At 58.0% G+C, this 15,244-nt stretch carries 15 protein-coding genes; 5 read left to right on the top strand and 10 right to left on the bottom strand.

Annotation, left to right across the window (positions count from 1 at the left end):
• Nucleotides 1-134: 134 nt before the first annotated feature.
• The gene (cueO, locus tag HX773_RS05045; protein WP_176970673.1) at nucleotides 135-1,724 is read left to right on the top strand and encodes a multicopper oxidase CueO; all 1,590 of its coding nucleotides are present in this window, start codon (nucleotides 135-137) and stop codon (nucleotides 1,722-1,724) included.
• Here cueO and HX773_RS05040 read toward each other — a convergent pair.
• Nucleotides 1,717-3,006: a cystathionine gamma-synthase family protein gene (locus tag HX773_RS05040; RefSeq protein WP_176970672.1), complete on the bottom strand. Its 1,290-nt coding sequence runs from the start codon at nucleotides 3,004-3,006 to the stop codon at nucleotides 1,717-1,719. The genes cueO and HX773_RS05040 overlap by 8 nt on opposite strands.
• Nucleotides 3,007-3,171: 165 nt before the next feature.
• Here HX773_RS05040 and hpt point away from each other — a divergent pair, with 165 nt between their 5' ends.
• The 3 genes from hpt to HX773_RS05025 all read left to right on the top strand — a co-directional run bounded on the left by hpt (nucleotide 3,172) and on the right by HX773_RS05025 (nucleotide 5,594).
• Nucleotides 3,172-3,708 carry a hypoxanthine phosphoribosyltransferase gene (gene hpt / locus HX773_RS05035; RefSeq protein ID WP_176970671.1) on the top strand — a complete coding sequence of 179 codons (537 nt, stop codon included), beginning with the start codon at nucleotides 3,172-3,174 and terminating at the stop codon, nucleotides 3,706-3,708.
• 192 nt (nucleotides 3,709-3,900) lie between these two features.
• Nucleotides 3,901-4,827: an ABC transporter ATP-binding protein gene (locus HX773_RS05030; RefSeq protein WP_176970670.1), complete on the top strand. Its 927-nt coding sequence runs from the start codon at nucleotides 3,901-3,903 to the stop codon at nucleotides 4,825-4,827.
• Nucleotides 4,824-5,594 (top strand): ABC transporter permease, encoded by a 771-nt coding sequence (locus HX773_RS05025; RefSeq protein ID WP_101762076.1) that lies wholly within the window; start codon nucleotides 4,824-4,826, stop codon nucleotides 5,592-5,594. The genes HX773_RS05030 and HX773_RS05025 overlap by 4 nt, the downstream gene beginning before the upstream one ends.
• An 83-nt stretch (nucleotides 5,595-5,677) precedes the next feature.
• On the opposite strand, the gene panD is transcribed toward HX773_RS05025, so the two are convergent.
• The 9 genes from panD to thpR all read right to left on the bottom strand — a co-directional run bounded on the left by panD (nucleotide 5,678) and on the right by thpR (nucleotide 12,687).
• Entirely contained in the window at nucleotides 5,678-6,058 is a 381-nt protein-coding gene (gene panD, locus HX773_RS05020) for an aspartate 1-decarboxylase (RefSeq protein WP_007888760.1), read from the bottom strand.
• A gap of 41 nt (nucleotides 6,059-6,099) precedes the next feature.
• Complete coding sequence (panC, locus tag HX773_RS05015; protein ID WP_176970669.1) at nucleotides 6,100-6,954, bottom strand: pantoate--beta-alanine ligase; 855 nt, start codon at nucleotides 6,952-6,954, stop codon at nucleotides 6,100-6,102.
• A 15-nt stretch (nucleotides 6,955-6,969) separates the two neighbouring features.
• Nucleotides 6,970-7,764 carry a 3-methyl-2-oxobutanoate hydroxymethyltransferase gene (gene panB / locus HX773_RS05010; RefSeq protein ID WP_176970668.1) on the bottom strand — a complete coding sequence of 265 codons (795 nt, stop codon included), beginning with the start codon at nucleotides 7,762-7,764 and terminating at the stop codon, nucleotides 6,970-6,972.
• Between the two features lie 42 nt (nucleotides 7,765-7,806).
• Nucleotides 7,807-8,292 (bottom strand): 2-amino-4-hydroxy-6-hydroxymethyldihydropteridine diphosphokinase, encoded by a 486-nt coding sequence (gene folK, locus HX773_RS05005; RefSeq protein WP_176970667.1) that lies wholly within the window; start codon nucleotides 8,290-8,292, stop codon nucleotides 7,807-7,809.
• A complete protein-coding gene (gene pcnB, locus HX773_RS05000) occupies nucleotides 8,289-9,701 on the bottom strand; it encodes a polynucleotide adenylyltransferase PcnB (RefSeq protein WP_206098210.1) in 1,413 nt (470 codons plus the stop codon). The genes folK and pcnB overlap by 4 nt, the downstream gene beginning before the upstream one ends.
• Before the next feature lie 38 nt (nucleotides 9,702-9,739).
• The gene (gluQRS, locus tag HX773_RS04995) at nucleotides 9,740-10,669 is read right to left on the bottom strand and encodes a tRNA glutamyl-Q(34) synthetase GluQRS (protein ID WP_176970666.1); all 930 of its coding nucleotides are present in this window, start codon (nucleotides 10,667-10,669) and stop codon (nucleotides 9,740-9,742) included.
• A gap of 70 nt (nucleotides 10,670-10,739) precedes the next feature.
• Nucleotides 10,740-11,195, bottom strand: a complete 456-nt coding sequence (dksA, locus tag HX773_RS04990) for an RNA polymerase-binding protein DksA (RefSeq protein ID WP_007888770.1) — start codon at nucleotides 11,193-11,195, stop codon at nucleotides 10,740-10,742.
• Nucleotides 11,196-11,442: 247 nt separating this feature from the next.
• Complete coding sequence (sfsA, locus tag HX773_RS04985) at nucleotides 11,443-12,147, bottom strand: DNA/RNA nuclease SfsA (RefSeq protein ID WP_176970665.1); 705 nt, start codon at nucleotides 12,145-12,147, stop codon at nucleotides 11,443-11,445.
• Nucleotides 12,148-12,687 carry an RNA 2',3'-cyclic phosphodiesterase gene (thpR, locus tag HX773_RS04980; RefSeq protein ID WP_176970795.1) on the bottom strand — a complete coding sequence of 180 codons (540 nt, stop codon included), beginning with the start codon at nucleotides 12,685-12,687 and terminating at the stop codon, nucleotides 12,148-12,150. It abuts the gene before it with no gap.
• 36 nt (nucleotides 12,688-12,723) lie between these two features.
• Here thpR and hrpB point away from each other — a divergent pair, with 36 nt between their 5' ends.
• Entirely contained in the window at nucleotides 12,724-15,198 is a 2,475-nt protein-coding gene (gene hrpB, locus HX773_RS04975) for an ATP-dependent helicase HrpB (RefSeq protein WP_176970664.1), read from the top strand.
• Nucleotides 15,199-15,244 lie beyond the last annotated feature (46 nt).

The raw sequence follows: 15,244 nt of genomic DNA, 5'->3' as shown, positions 1-15,244 counted from the left end.
ATTGCCGGTATTCCGCTAAATTTGCCCTTTCGGGCCATTCCCACCAATTTTATCAGTGCAATCTGTTTCAGGGCTTGACCCTCCCGCAGGGTAAAGGTTTACGCTGTGCCCTTATTCACGACAAGGATAAGAATATGCAACGTCGTCATTTTCTAAAGTTGACTGCCGCACTCAGCGCCGCCGGTGCGCTGCCGCTGTGGAGCCGCTCACTAATGGCCGCCACGCGCCCATTATTGCCGATTCCCTCCATTTTGCAGCCTGATGCCCGCGGGCAATACACCTTAACCGCCATGACCGGCAGCAGCCAATGGAATGGCAAAGCGGTGCCAACCTGGGGATACAACGGTGGATTGCTCGGGCCCGCGCTGCGCCTGCAACGTGAAAAAGCCGTCACGGTTAATATCCATAACCAGCTGCCGGAAGCCACCACCTTGCACTGGCATGGGCTGGAGATTCCCGGCGATGTCGATGGCGGTCCGCAAGGGATTATTGCGCCCGGCGCGACGCGTCAGGTGAGTTTCACGCCCGATCAACCCGCCGCGACCTGCTGGTTCCATCCGCATCAACACGGTAAAACCGGTTATCAGGTGGCGCAAGGTCTGGCGGGTTTGGTGCTGCTGGAAGATGAAGCGTCCGGCAAGTTGCGTCTGCCGATGCAGTGGGGCGAAGACGATGTGCCGCTGATTTTCCAGGATAAGCAGCTGAATAAAGCGGGAACGCAAATCGATTATCAGCTCGATATCATGCGTGCCGCCGTCGGCTGGTTTGGCGATCTGATGCTGACCAACGGCGTGCAATATCCGCAGCATGCGGTGCCACGCGGCTGGCTGCGTCTGCGTTTGCTTAACGGCTGTAACGCGCGTTCGCTGCACATTGCCACCAGCGATCAACGTTCGCTGTATGTGATTGGCAGCGACGGCGGATTGCTGGCCGAACCGGTGAAAGTGGATAGCTTGCCGCTGCTGCCTGGCGAGCGTTTTGAAGTGCTGGTAGATACGTCAGACGGCAAAGCTTTCGACGTGGTGACGCTGCCGGTTACACAGATGGGCATGACGCTGGCGCCGTTCGATCAACCGCTGCCGCTGGTCAACATTCTGCCGCTGCGCGTGATGGCCAGCGGAACGCTGCCGGACAAGTTGGTCGATCTGCCGCCAATTCCCGCCACCGAAGGCCTGCAAAGCCGCTGGCTGCAGCTGATGATGGATCCGCAGCTTGATCAGCAAGGCATGCAAGCGCTGATGGATCGTTACGGCGATAAAGCCATGGGCGGCATGAAAATGGATCATGGCAACATGGCGATGAGTGATAGCGCGAAGCCGATGGATCATGGCGATATGGCGATGGATCACGGCAGCCACGGCAAAACTGCCGCCTATGATTTCCATAACGGCAACAAGATCAACGGGCAGGCATTTAACATGACCAAGCCGATGTTCAACGTGGAATTGGGCAAAGTGGAGAAGTGGACGATTTCCGGTGAAGGCGATCAAATGCTGCATCCGTTCCACATTCACGGCACGCAATTCCGCATCCTGTCCGAAAACGGCAAGCCGCCTGCGCCACATCGCGCAGGCTGGAAAGATATCGTCAGCGTTAACGGCTGGCGCAGCGAAGTGCTGGTGCGCTTCAACTATGTCGCCAACGCCGACAATGCGTACATGGCGCATTGCCATCTACTGGAGCATGAAGATACCGGCATGATGCTCGGTTTTAGCGTCAGTTAACCGCAGCCTCCAGCGCCAGGCGGATATCTTCGATCAGGTCGTCAGGATGTTCGATACCAATCGACAAGCGCACGGTCGCATCGGTGATGCCAATACGCTGTCGTACATCCTGCGGCACGCCCGAATGGGTGGTGCTGGCAGGATGGCTGGCGAGCGACTCGGTGCCACCGAGGCTCACCGCCAGCTTGAACAGTTCCAGCGTATTAAGGAAACGGAACGCCGCCGCTTGCCCGCCACGAATATCAAACGAGAAGGTTGAACCGGCGCCGCTGCACTGGCGCTGATACGTTTTGCCCGCCGGACTTTCTGCCGCCAGATACGGCAGCCAATGCAGTTTTTCCACCTGCGGATGATCGCGTAAAAACGCCGCCACTTTCTCGGCATTGCTGGTGGCTTTCTCCATACGCAACGACAGCGTTTCCAGCGAGCGGCCAATCATCCAGCTGGAGTGCGGATCCAGCTGCGTACCGATGGCGCTGCGCAGCGAACGCACTTTCCCCACCAGCGCTTTACTACCCAGCACCGCACCGGCAATCAAATCCGAATGGCCGCCGACATATTTGGTCAGTGAATAGAGCGACAAATCTGCGCCATGCTGCAATGGCTGCTGAAACACCGGCCCCAGCAGCGTGTTATCGCAGGCGAGAATCGGTCGTGAACCTTGCTGCTGCGCAATCACATCCGCCACTTGCTGCATCAACTGAATGTCCACCAAACTGTTGGTGGGATTGGCGGGCGTCTCGATCAGAATCAGCGCCACGCGTCCGCGCTGCCACGCCAGCTTCGCCGCTTCATGCACCTTATCTTCATCGGTGCCATCACTGAAACCCACCGCTTTGATCTCCAAATCGTGCAGCGTTTTGCTCAGCAGCGTTTCGGTGCCGCCGTACAGCGGCTGGGAATGCAGAATCACTTCGCCCGGACGCGCAAACGTCAGCAGCGTGGTGGCAATCGCCGACATGCCGGAGGAGAACAGCGCCGCACTTTCCGCGCCTTCATACACCGCCAGCCGATCCTCAACGATTTCGCTGTTGGGATGGTTGAAGCGTGAATAGACCAGTCCGCCACTTTTGCCTTCCGGCGGCTGCTTGCGCCCGGCGACGAAATCGAAAAAGTCCTGTCCCTCTTCGGCGCTGTTAAACACAAAGGTGGAGGTGAGAAACACCGGCGGTTTCACCGCGCCTTCTGATAACTGCGGATCGTAACCGTAATTCAGCATCTGCGTTTCCGGGTGCAGCTCGCGCGTACCAATCTTGGTTTTTTTACTGGATGAAGCGGTCATAGGAACTCCAGAACTCGGCGGTGAAGGGGCGGACATGTTCCTACAGTTAACGCCAGCGCGATAAATTTCGCCACGGAATCGTTTGCGTTCTGTGCGCGGCGTTAGACGCTGGCTCGACTATGATAGACTTCGTGGCTTTCCAAAAACCGTAACTGGACGCATGCAATGAAACATACCGTCGACGTGATGATCTCCGAGCAAGAGATCGCAACCCGAATTGCCGAACTGGGCAAGCAGATCAACGAGCACTACCGCGACAGCGGCAGCGAAATGGTGCTGGTGGGTTTGCTGCGCGGCTCCTTTATGTTTATGGCCGATTTGTGCCGCGCCATCGACGTGCCGCATGAAGTCGATTTTATGACTGCGTCAAGCTACGGCAGCGGCATGTCGAGCAGCCGCGATGTGAAAATTCTCAAAGATCTTGATGAAGACATTCGTGGCAAGGATGTGCTGATCGTGGAAGACATCATCGATTCCGGCAACACGCTGAGCAAAGTGCGTGAAATCCTGCGCCTGCGCGAGCCAAAGTCATTGGCGATTTGTACCTTGCTGGATAAGCCAGAGCGACGCGAAGTGGACGTCACCGTCGAATACGTTGGCTTTACCATTCCCGATGAGTTCGTGGTCGGCTTTGGTATCGATTACGCCCAGCGCTATCGCCATCTGCCGTATATCGGCAAAGTTATCCCGACCGGTGAATAACCGCACAATCGTCCAAGGCTAAACTTCCCCGCCTGCGATACACTGCGCAGCCCGTAAGCCAACGGTTTATGGGCTGGCTCGACTCTCTGCTAAACTCCATTGATTTCTTAATGTTAATGACCGCGACATCGCTCGTGCGCATTTTCATTTTCATAGGCCTTTGATGTCTCTACAACAAGGTATGGATTCGCAATGACATATGCACTGGAAATTTCCGGGCTGACCAAAACCTATCCCGGCGGCGTACAGGCGCTGAAAGGACTCGATCTCAACGTGGAAGCGGGCGACTTTTACGCCTTGCTGGGGCCAAACGGCGCCGGTAAATCCACCACCATCGGTATTATCAGCTCGTTAGTGAATAAAACCGGCGGCAGCGTGCGCGTGTTTGGTTACGACCTGCAAAAAGACATGGTCAACGCCAAGCGCCAGCTCGGTCTGGTGCCGCAGGAGTTCAACTTCAACCCGTTTGAAACCGTGATGCAGATTGTGGTCAATCAGGCCGGTTACTACGGCGTTGAACGTGCTGAAGCTAACAAGCGCGCGGAAAAATACCTCAATCAGCTCGATCTGTGGGGCAAACGCAACGAACGCGCGCGCATGCTTTCGGGCGGTATGAAGCGTCGTCTGATGATTGCGCGTGCGCTGATGCATGAGCCGAAGCTGCTGATCCTCGACGAACCGACCGCGGGCGTGGATATCGAACTGCGCCGTTCGATGTGGAGCTTCCTGAAAGAGCTGAATATCAAAGGCACCACCATCATCCTCACCACGCACTATCTGGAAGAGGCGGAAATGCTGTGCCGCAATATCGGCATTATTCAGAGCGGCGAGCTGGTGGAGAACACCTCGATGAAAGGGTTGCTCTCCAAGCTGCAATCCGAAACATTTATTCTCGATCTGGCGCCGCGCAGCCCGCTGCCGCAGCTGGAGGGCTTCCAGTATCGTCTGGTCGATACCTCGACGCTGGAAGTGGAAGTGATGCGTGAGCAAGGTCTGAACAGCGTGTTCAGTCAGCTGAGCGCGCAGGGCGTGCAGGTGCTGAGCATGCGCAATAAAGCTAACCGCCTTGAGGAGCTGTTCGTCAGCCTGACACAGGGAAAAACAGGAGTGAAAGCATGACGCACTTGTATTGGGTGGCGCTCAAGAGCATCTGGAGCAAAGAGATCAACCGCTTCGCCCGCATCTGGATTCAGACGCTGGTGCCGCCGGTGATCACCATGACGCTCTACTTCATCATCTTCGGCAACCTGATCGGTTCACGCATCGGCGATATGCACGGTTTCAGCTACATGCAGTTTATCGTGCCGGGCCTGATCATGATGGCGGTGATCACCAACGCTTACGCCAACGTGGCGTCGTCGTTCTTTAGCGCCAAGTTCCAGCGCAACATTGAAGAGCTGCTGGTAGCGCCGGTGCCAACGCACATCATCATCGCCGGTTATGTCGGCGGCGGCGTGGCGCGCGGCGTGTGCGTGGGGATTTTGGTTACCGCGATTTCGCTGTTCTTCGTGCCGTTCCACGTACATTCGTGGTCGATGGTGGCGCTGACGCTACTGCTGACGGCGATTCTGTTCTCGCTGGCGGGCCTGCTGAATGCGGTATTCGCACGCACCTTTGACGATATCAGCCTGATTCCCACCTTTGTGCTGACGCCGTTAACCTACCTCGGCGGCGTGTTCTATTCGCTGACGCTGCTGCCGCCGTTCTGGCAAGCGGTGTCGAAGCTGAATCCGGTGGTGTATATGATCAGCGGCTTCCGTTACGGTTTCCTCGGCATCAACGATGTGCCGCTGGTGTTCACGCTGTCGGTGCTGATCGCGTTTATCGTGGTGTTTTATGTGCTGGTGTATTCGCTGATTCAGCGTGGGCGCGGGTTGCGTACGTAGGTTTTAGTGCGGCGTTCAAGAAGGTCGCCATGAATGGCGACCCTACGATAACAAGGGCGGGATTTAATCCCGCCCTTGTTATATCAGGCGACCTGGACCGGCAACGCCTTAGCGAGGCGCTTCATTTCGTTATCGCCTTCGAAGTAGGCGACTTTCGGCTGCCAGCTGCGCGCGACTTCATCTTCGACCTGCACGTAAGAGCAGATGATCATGATATCGCCAGCGCAGGCGCAGCGCGCGGCGGCACCGTTGACTGAGATGATCTTCGAGCCACGTTCAGCGGCAATCGCGTAAGTGGAAAAACGCTGGCCATTGGTGACGTTGTAAATGTCGATGGCTTCGTATTGCAGAATGCCGGATGCGTCGAGGAAATCCTGGTCAATGGCGCAGGAACCTTCGTAATGCAAATCTGCCTGAGTGACTTTAACGCGATGCAGTTTGCCTTGAAGTACGGTGCGAATCATAACTGTCTAACCTTGTTAAGCTGCCAATAAACGACGGAAAACTACTCCGTCAGATCCACTTGCTGATTATCAATCAGACGCGCATTGCCGAGCCATGCGGCCATCAAAATCACCGCGCGCTGGCTGTCCACGTTCAGCGCTTGTAAGGTTTCGGCATCGCAAATCGCCAGTCCATCCGGACGGAAACCCTTCTCACGCAACGCCACTTCCGCGTGCTCGATAATCTCTTCGACATGGCGCTCGCCGTTGCTCAGACGTGCGGCCATGCTGTTCATCACCTGGCTGAGACCGGCGGCGATGTTACGCTCGTCGGCGGTGAGATAGCCATTGCGCGAACTCAGCGCCAGACCATCTTTCGCGCGCACCGTTGGCACGCCCACAATCTCGATATCGAAGCCCATATCCGCCACCATCTTGCGGATAATCGCCAGTTGCTGGAAATCCTTCTCGCCGAAGCAGGCGATGTCTGGCTGCACCAGATTAAACAGTTTGCTGACGATGGTGGAGACGCCGCGGAAATGTCCCGGACGGCTGGCACCTTCCAGCAGCGATGATAAACCCGGCACTTCCACGAAGGTTTGGCTATCCAGGCCTTGCGGATAGACATCCGCGGGCGCGGGTGCGAACACCAGATCCACACTATGACGATTTAGCTTCTCGCAGTCGTCCTGCAGCGTGCGCGGATAGCGCGCCAGATCGTCGGGACGATCAAACTGCATCGGATTGACGAAAATCGATACCACCACAACGTCGGCGCGCTCGCGCGCTTCATCGACCAACGTCAGATGACCGTCGTGCAGGTTGCCCATAGTGGGCACCAGCGCGATACGTTTACCTGCCTGACGCCAGCGACGAATTTCACGACGCAGCATCGGCAGTGTTTCAATGATCAGCACTGCAAATCTCCTGATTTACTGGAAACTGTGTTCAGCGGCTGGATAGAGGCCCGCCTCAACGTCGGCGATATATTGGCGAATCGCCGCACGAATGTCGCCGGTTTCTGCGAGGAAATTTTTGGCAAATTTGGGAATGTGACCGCCGGTAATGCCAAAGGCGTCGTGCATCACCAGAATCTGGCCGTCAGTGACGTTGCCCGCGCCGATGCCGATCACCGGCACCGACAGCGCTTGGGTCACGCGTTCCGCCAGCGCCACCGGCACGCACTCCAGCACCAGCAGCTGCATACCGGCGGCTTCCAGCGCCAGCGCATCGGCCAGCAGACGTTCAGCGGCGGCTTCATCGCGGCCCTGCACTTTATAGCCACCGAAGATGTTCACCGACTGCGGCGTCAGGCCCAGATGACCGCACACCGGCACGGCGCGCTCGGTTAGCATTCGCACGGTTTCCGCCAGCCACTCGCCGCCTTCCAGCTTCACCATATTGGCGCCCGCGCGCATCAGCTGTGCGGCGTTGTTGAAGGTCTGTTCCGGCGTGGCATAACTCATAAACGGCAGATCGGCCATCAGCAACGCCAGCGGCGCGCCACGGCGCACGGCGGCGGTGTGATAGGCGATATCGGCCACGGTGACCGGCAAGGTCGATTCGTGGCCCTGCACGGTCATGCCGAGCGAATCGCCAATCAGCATCACCTGAATGCCTTCATCGGCAAACAGGCGGGCAAAACTGAAGTCGTACGCCGTCAGCGTGGCAAATTTGCGGCCGCTGGTTTTGAGTTGGCGTAAATGGGAGAGGGTTGTTGGTTTCATCACACGCTCCAGAGTTTTCTGATGCGCGCAGTGTACTACGGCTTACTCAGACCACAAACGGATAGCGCTGCGATCCAGGGTGGCAAGAATCACAGATAAGGCTTGTCCATTCGGCAGCGACACTTGCGGGGCAATTTCCAGCAGCGGCACCAGCATAAAGGCGCGATTGTGCATGTCGTAATGCGGCACGGTCAGGCGCGGCGTGTTAATGGTGGCGTCGCCAAACAGCATGATATCGAGATCCAGCGTGCGCGGTCCCCAGCGTTCAGCTTTGCGCACGCGGCCGTGTTGCAGCTCAATGCGCTGGGTATGATCGAGCAGCGCGTCGGCGTCCAGCGCGGTTTCCAGCGCCACCACCGCATTAAGGTAATCAGGCTGATCCGGCGGGCCGTACGGCGGTGTGCGATACAGGGAAGATGTGGCGATGCGCGAGGTGTGCGGAATGGCATCGAGCGCGGCCAACGCTGCATCAACCTGATGCAGCGGATCGGCCAGATTACTGCCTAATGCGAGGTAAACGCGGGTCATTGCGGACTGTTTGTGCGAGGCCCGGTTGGACGGCGACGCGGACGGCGCGGTTTACGGCGCGGGGCCGGATCGTCGCCCAGCGTGGTCATCATGGTTTTCTGCTGTACCGGTGCCGCCGCCTGGAACTCGCCCCACCAATGCGTCAGCTTTTGCAGCTCAGGATTGTTTTCCACGTCGGCACGCAGCGCCATCAAATCGTAAGCGGCACGGAACTTAGGATGCTCCATCAGCTTCCACGCACGCTTGCCATGACGACGCGACATGCGCAGCTGCAGCTGCCAGATATCACGAATCAGCGTGGTGATACGCTTGGGAATCGCCAGCGCGCGGCAGGCTTCATCCAGCGTTTCGTTCATCGACAAGGCGAAAGCATCGTAGTAGGTCAGGCCGCTTTCCTGCGCAATGCGTTCGGCGGATTCCAGCTGCGGATACCAGAACATCGCGGCAAACAGGAAGGCCGGATTGACGCGCATATCATTTTGCAGGCGGGTATCCGTATTTTTCAGAACCTGCGCCAGCATACGTTCCATCAGGCTGTCGCTTTCGGCGGTGAAGCCGCGCGTTAGCATCGGGAACAGCGGCTGGAACAGCTGATATTCACGCATCATCTGATAGGTGCGGTAGCCGTAACCAGCTTGCAGCAGCTTGAGCGACTCTTCAAACATACGCGCTGGCGGAATGTCATTCAGCAGCGTTGCCAGACGCGGGATCGGCTCGGCCGTTTCTGCCGCGATACGCATCTGCAGCTTGGCGGCGAAGCGCACCACGCGCAGCATGCGCACCGGATCTTCGCGGTAGCGCGTTTCCGGATCGCCAATCATACGAATGATGCCTTCGTGCAGATCGTGCAAGCCACCGACGTAATCACGTACGGTGAAATCGGCCACGCTGTAATAGAGGCTGTTGATGGTGAGATCGCGGCGCTGGGCATCATCTTCAATGCTGCCGAAAATGTTGTCGCGCAGCAGCATGCCGTTCTGGCCGCGCTGCGAGCTGTTGCGATCTTCTTCGCTCTCTTCATGATGATGACCACGGAAGGTGGCGACTTCGATCACTTCCGGACCGAACATCACATGTGCCAGACGAAAACGACGACCCACCAAACGGCAGTTGCGGAACAGCTTACGCATCTGTTCAGGCGTGGCGTTGGTGGTGATATCAAAGTCTTTCGGCTTGCTGCCGAGCAGCAAATCGCGCACGCCGCCGCCAACCAGGTAGGCTTCGAATCCGGCTTTATTCAGGCGATAGAGCACTTTGAGGGCGTTTTCGCTGATATCTTTGCGTGAGATGTTGTGGCTTTCTCGTGGAATGACAGTCATCTGACCAGGACTTTCAGCTTCCACCTCTTCAGGCGCCTCCTCATCACGCTTGAGGACTCTCCGGCAAAAATTAGCGACTCGGGTAAAAATGGGACACCTCGACAGTGAGAAAAAGGGTGTTAATAAAATCAGCGGCTAATCATAGCCTGTTGAGAACCATTTAGGAATGGTGATGTCGTTTCATCCTCTTTAAGACCGTTCTGCAACGGAATCAGGCGGATATTCCACTGCGCGACGGCCTGTTTCAACAGGCTTTCCAGCGATTCATCCTGCCAGCCTGGCGAAACCGGCTGGCCAAGAAAGCGCAAAGCCTGCACCAGCAGCGGCCGCGCATCGCCATCCGGTAGCGCGGGCGCATGATTCTGCTTGGAAAGCTTGTTGCCATCGCGATTAACCGCCAGCGGCAAATGCAGGTAATCCGGCACCGGCCAGGCAAACTGCTGATACAGCGCAATCTGGCGCACCGTTGGCTCAATCAAATCCGCGCCGCGCACGATTTCCGTCACGCCCTGAAAATGGTCATCAACCACCACCGCGAGATTGTAGGCAAACAGCCCATCACGGCGGTGGATAATAAAATCTTCCTGCGCCAGCTGCGCTTCAGCCTGCAAATGGCCGCGCAGGCGATCGTTAAAGCCGTTAACCGGCGCATGCTGACGCAGGCGCAGCGCGGCGTTGTCCGGCGGCAGCTGCAAATCGCGACAGTGACCATCATAAAAACCGCCCAGCTGCTGGATGCGGCTGCGCGTGCAGGTGCAGAAGTAACTTTGTCGATGGGTTTGCAGCCAGCTCAGCGCGGCGCGATAGGCGTCGTGGCGCTGTGACTGCCACAAAACGTCGCCATCCCAGTAAAGACCATAATGTTCCAGTTGCTGCAAAATACGCGTTGCGGCACCGGGAACTTCACGCGGGGGATCGATATCTTCGATGCGCACCAGCCAGCGTCCCTGTTGCGCGCGCGCACTCAGGTAACTGCCTAACGCAGCAATCAGCGAACCAAAATGGAGGTCACCAGAAGGAGAGGGGGCGAAACGCCCAATGCAGTTTGAAGGATTCATAACGAAGTGTACCGCACGTCGGGAAAACAGGGATTTTCCCGGCTGTGCGGTAACAATTTGCTCACGGCCATTAGCCAGCCATCTGCTTCTCGCGGATTTCTGCCAGCGTTTTGCAGTCAATGCAGAGATCGGCAGTCGGACGCGCTTCAAGGCGGCGAATACCAATTTCTACACCGCAGGAGTCGCAGTAACCGAAATCGTCGTCATCCACTTTCTTGAGCGTTTTCTCAATCTTTTTAATGAGTTTGCGCTCACGATCGCGGTTACGCAATTCCAGGCTGAACTCTTCTTCCTGCGCAGCACGGTCGACCGGATCCGGGAAGTTGGCAGCTTCGTCCTGCATATGTGACACAGTGCGATCTACTTCATCCCGAAGTTGGTTGCGCCAGGCTTCCAGAATCTTACGGAAATGGCCTAGCTGGGCGTCGTTCATATACTCTTCGCCCGGTTTCACCTGATAAGGCTCAACTCCAGCGATGGCGAGGATACTCAGGGACGATGTTTTACGGTTTTGCCCTTCTTGCATGTTGTTTCTCCTGGATAACACGCACTTCCCTAGATACGTCAAGTTGCATGTGCGTTGACTGTGTGCCTGCAACCTGAACGATTTAGGGCTTATCGATTCCCATAAAGGGAAAAAAACAGGCCGCTATAAATAGCAGAAGCAATCAAGGTTGGCAATTATTCCTGACCACTACTTGACAAGCCTCTGAACAATCGCGTATTCAGCGCCTCGCCCAGAATATTCCTATCACACCAAATTGCTATAAATATTACAACGCTACGTTAATCGGTTGCGTAAGTAATATCTTTAACGGTGAAATTTGAGCTTGATACGCCAAAACTTCCACACCACAACGCTGCGCCTGTTCCAGTAGTTCTGCGTAGTGCACGTCGATATGGCGTGCCGGGGAAACGTCCTCAATCCCCGTATGCAAAACTGCGAACAACAAAACGGCTCGATGACCTTCTGCCACGATGGTGCTCAATTCGCGCAGATGTTTCTGTCCACGAGCCGTCACCGCATCCGGAAAATAGCCTTTACCTTCCTGTAAAAGGGTGACGGACTTGACTTCAATATAGCAGTTGGATCGGCCATCCGCTTGCAGCAGGAAGTCAATTCGGCTTTTTTCCGTGCCGTATTTCACTTCAGGCTGGCAGCGGCTGTAAGCGGATAATTCCGGAATGCTGTCGAGCGTCAGCGCCTCGCGCACCAGCTGATTGGCGCGCAGCGTATTCACGCAGATCCAGTGGCCTTGTTGGGTCTCGGTGAGTTCCCAGCTGTGCGGATATTTTCGCGTGGCACTGCAGGATGTCGAATACCACACGGTATCGCCCGGCGTGGCGCAGCCGGTCATCGCGCCGGTATTGGCGCAGTGAATGGTCAGCGTTTCACCTTCTGGTGTAACCACATCGGCTAAAAAGCGTTTGTAACGGGCAATCAAGCGGGCGGGTTTGAGCGGCGGATCGAACTCCATTTACTCTCCTGTGGTTGATAGTAGCGGCCAGCGGGCCAGCGCCTGATAACGCGTGCGGCCGCGCGTCACGTTCGAAGTGAACAACGCAAAATGGCGGATATCGGTGCGCCAGTGGAAACCGCGCGCTGGCAGCGCGATCTGTGACGCCGCGTTGCGCAACAGCGTGACGTGCGGATGAAACGGCTGCGGGCTCTGCGCACAGCCATGACGTGCCGCTTGCGCGCGCAGCAGGCTGGCGAGCTGCAGTAATCCGCGCGGCGCACGCTGGCAGCCGAGCCATACCACGCCGGGACGCGGCCAGTGACCGGCGTCATCCAAATCGAGGGCAAAACCGGGCTGTTCGATGCGTGAGGCCAGCAGTTGCAGCTTGCGTGACGTCTCATCGCTGACCTCGCCGAGAAACGCCAGCGTCAGGTGGAGGTTAGCCGCCGCCACCGGTTTTCCGGCTTCGGCAGCAAAATTATCCGCGCGCCACTGTACCAGCTGTTGCTGGAGCGGAGCGGGCAGTTCAAGAGCAAAAAACAGACGTTGCGTTGCCAGGTTGGCCTCCGGTAATCCGCGCCTCAGAGTGCTACAATGCGCGCCATCTTAGCACAGGCATTTTGGGAGTTGAGTTTGAGTGAGTTACCGGTAAGCGAGGTGCTGCCTGCGTTGCTGGACGCGCTGGCGCAGTCGCCGCAGGTGTTGCTGGCGGCGCCGACCGGCGCAGGTAAATCGACCTGGCTGCCGTTACAGCTGCTGCAACACGCCCAATTGCCCGGCCGCATCATCATGCTCGAGCCGCGCCGACTGGCGGCGCGCAACGTGGCGCAGCGTCTGGCAGAACTGCTTGGCGAGCAGCCGGGCGGCACCGTTGGCTATCGCATGCGCGGTGAAAACTGCTGCGGTGCCAACACGCGCCTCGAAGTGGTCACCGAAGGCATTTTGACGCGCATGTTGCAGCACGATGCAATGCTGGAAGGCGTCTCGCTGGTGATTCTCGATGAATTCCATGAACGCAGCCTGCAGGCCGATCTGTCGCTGGCGCTGCTGCTCGATGTGCAGCAAGGATTACGCGACGATCTGAAAATCCTGCTGATGTCAGCCACGCTCGACAATCTGCATTTGCGTCAGCTGCTGCCAGATGCGCCTTTTGTGGTCTCTGAGGGCCGCAGCTTCCCGGTTACGCGCCGCTATGCTTCGCTCAACAGCCAGCAACGTTTTGAAGAAGCGGTAGCGCGTGAGGTGGCGCAACTGCTGCGCGAAGAGTCAGGATCGCTGCTGCTGTTCCTGCCCGGCGTGGCGGAGATCGAACGGGTGAAGCGCGAGCTGGAAGCGCGGGTCAGTGACGAGGTGGATCTTTCTCCTTTATATGGCGCGCTGTCGCTGGAGGCGCAACGCCGCGCCATCCTGCCGTCTCCGGCGGGTCGCCGCAAAGTGGTGCTGGCGACCAACATCGCCGAAACCAGCTTGACCATCGAAGGTATCCGTTTAGTGGTCGATAGCGCGCTGGAGCGCTCGGCGCAGTTTGACGTGCGCAGCGGCGTGACGCGGCTGCAAACGCAGCGTATCAGCCAGGCGTCGATGACGCAGCGCGCCGGTCGTGCTGGCCGTCTGGAACCAGGCATCTGCCTGCACTTACTGCCGCAGGAGCAGGCGCTGCGTGCTGCGGCGCAGAGCGAACCGGAAATTCTCAACAGCGATTTGACCTCGCTGCAGATCGATCTGCTGCAATGGGGTTGTCAGAATGCGTCGCAGCTTATGTGGCTTGACGCGCCGCCGCCGCGCAACTTGCGTGCGGCGTGCGAGCGGTTAGCGCAGCTAGGCGCGCTGGAGAATCACCAGCTCAACGCGCGCGGTCGCAAGATGGCCGCGCTGGGCAGCGATCCGCGCCTGAGCGCCATTCTGGTGGCCGCCGGGCAAAATAGTGATGCCATCGCCAGCGCCGCGCTGCTGGTGGCGATTCTGGAAGATCCGCCACGCAGCGGCAGCGCCGATCTGCGTGATGCGCTTAATCATCCGCAGCCGCACTGGCAGCGCCGCGCGCGTCAGTGGCAGAAGCGCCTCAACGCCAGCGGCGGCACCATTAATCCCGACCTGTTCCCGCAGCTGCTGGCCGCCGGTTTTGCCGATCGTCTGGCGCAGCGTCGTGGCGACAGCGCGCGCTATCAGCTGGCGAACGGCATTGGCGCGATGCTCAACGAGCAGGATGGTTTGAGCCGCTATGAGTGGCTGATTGCGCCGACGCTGTTGCAGGGCGCCAGCGCCGCCGATGCGCGCATGTTGCTGGCGCTGCCGGTGGATATCGACACGCTGCGCCGCGCGTGTCCAACCTTAATTGAGCAGCGCACCGACGTGGAGTGGGACGAGGAGAAAGGTACTTTGCGCGCGTGGAAACGCGAACTCATTGGTGCGCTGGTCCTGAAAGCACAGCCGCAGGCGCGTCCGGAGGCGGAAATATTGCATCCGGCGATGCTGCGCTGGATCCGCGAAAAAGGATTGTCGGTGTTGGGCTGGAAAGAAGACGCTGAACAGCTACGCTTGCGGGTGCATTGTGCCACGCAGTGGCTGCCGGAAGAGGCGTGGCCGCCGCTGGACGATGAGAGCCTGCTCGACACGCTCGAAAGCTGGCTGCTGCCGGAGATGAGCGCGGTGCGCGATCTGAAAGGATTGCAGAGCATCAATCTTGTCAGCGCATTATTACATTTGCTGACATGGTCACAACGTCAGCGGCTGGATACTGTGCTGCCAACTCATTACACTGTGCCGACCGGAAGCCGCCTGCCGATCCGCTACGATGCGGAGAAGCCACCCGCGCTGGCGGTGCGGATTCAGGAGATGTTTGGTGAAGCACAGAATCCGGCGGTGGCCGATGGCCGCGTACCGCTGGTGTTAGAGCTGCTCTCGCCCGCGCACCGTCCGCTGCAGATCACCCGTGACCTCGCGGCGTTCTGGCGTGGTGCGTATCCCGAAGTGCAGAAAGAGATGAAAGGGCGCTATCCAAAGCATCCATGGCCGGACGATCCGGCCAACGCCTTACCCACAAGGCGGACCAAGAAATTTTCATCGTGAAACGCTGTGGATCGAATTCAGAGGGTTCTGCCATGCGTAGCACGAG

The sequence above is a fragment of the Pantoea sp. B9002 genome, assembly GCF_013385945.1.
GTDB lineage: Bacteria > Pseudomonadota > Gammaproteobacteria > Enterobacterales > Enterobacteriaceae > Pantoea.
Note: the sequence above shows the minus strand (reverse complement) of the source record. Positions and strands in the feature narration are given on the sequence as shown.

Bases quoted from the DNA above. Each gene is read 5' to 3' on its own strand.
- cueO (WP_176970673.1), top strand. From the start codon at position 135: ATGCAACGTCGTCATTTTCTAAAGTTGACTGCCGCACTCAGCGCCGCC.
- HX773_RS05040 (WP_176970672.1), bottom strand. From the start codon at position 3,006: ATGACCGCTTCATCCAGTAAAAAAACCAAGATTGGTACGCGCGAGCTG.
- hpt (WP_176970671.1), top strand. From the start codon at position 3,172: ATGAAACATACCGTCGACGTGATGATCTCCGAGCAAGAGATCGCAACC.
- HX773_RS05030 (WP_176970670.1), top strand. From the start codon at position 3,901: ATGACATATGCACTGGAAATTTCCGGGCTGACCAAAACCTATCCCGGC.
- HX773_RS05025 (WP_101762076.1), top strand. From the start codon at position 4,824: ATGACGCACTTGTATTGGGTGGCGCTCAAGAGCATCTGGAGCAAAGAG.
- panD (WP_007888760.1), bottom strand. From the start codon at position 6,058: ATGATTCGCACCGTACTTCAAGGCAAACTGCATCGCGTTAAAGTCACT.
- panB (WP_176970668.1), bottom strand. From the start codon at position 7,764: ATGAAACCAACAACCCTCTCCCATTTACGCCAACTCAAAACCAGCGGC.
- folK (WP_176970667.1), bottom strand. From the start codon at position 8,292: ATGACCCGCGTTTACCTCGCATTAGGCAGTAATCTGGCCGATCCGCTG.
- gluQRS (WP_176970666.1), bottom strand. From the start codon at position 10,669: ATGAATCCTTCAAACTGCATTGGGCGTTTCGCCCCCTCTCCTTCTGGT.
- dksA (WP_007888770.1), bottom strand. From the start codon at position 11,195: ATGCAAGAAGGGCAAAACCGTAAAACATCGTCCCTGAGTATCCTCGCC.
- sfsA (WP_176970665.1), bottom strand. From the start codon at position 12,147: ATGGAGTTCGATCCGCCGCTCAAACCCGCCCGCTTGATTGCCCGTTAC.
- hrpB (WP_176970664.1), top strand. From the start codon at position 12,724: ATGCGCGCCATCTTAGCACAGGCATTTTGGGAGTTGAGTTTGAGTGAG.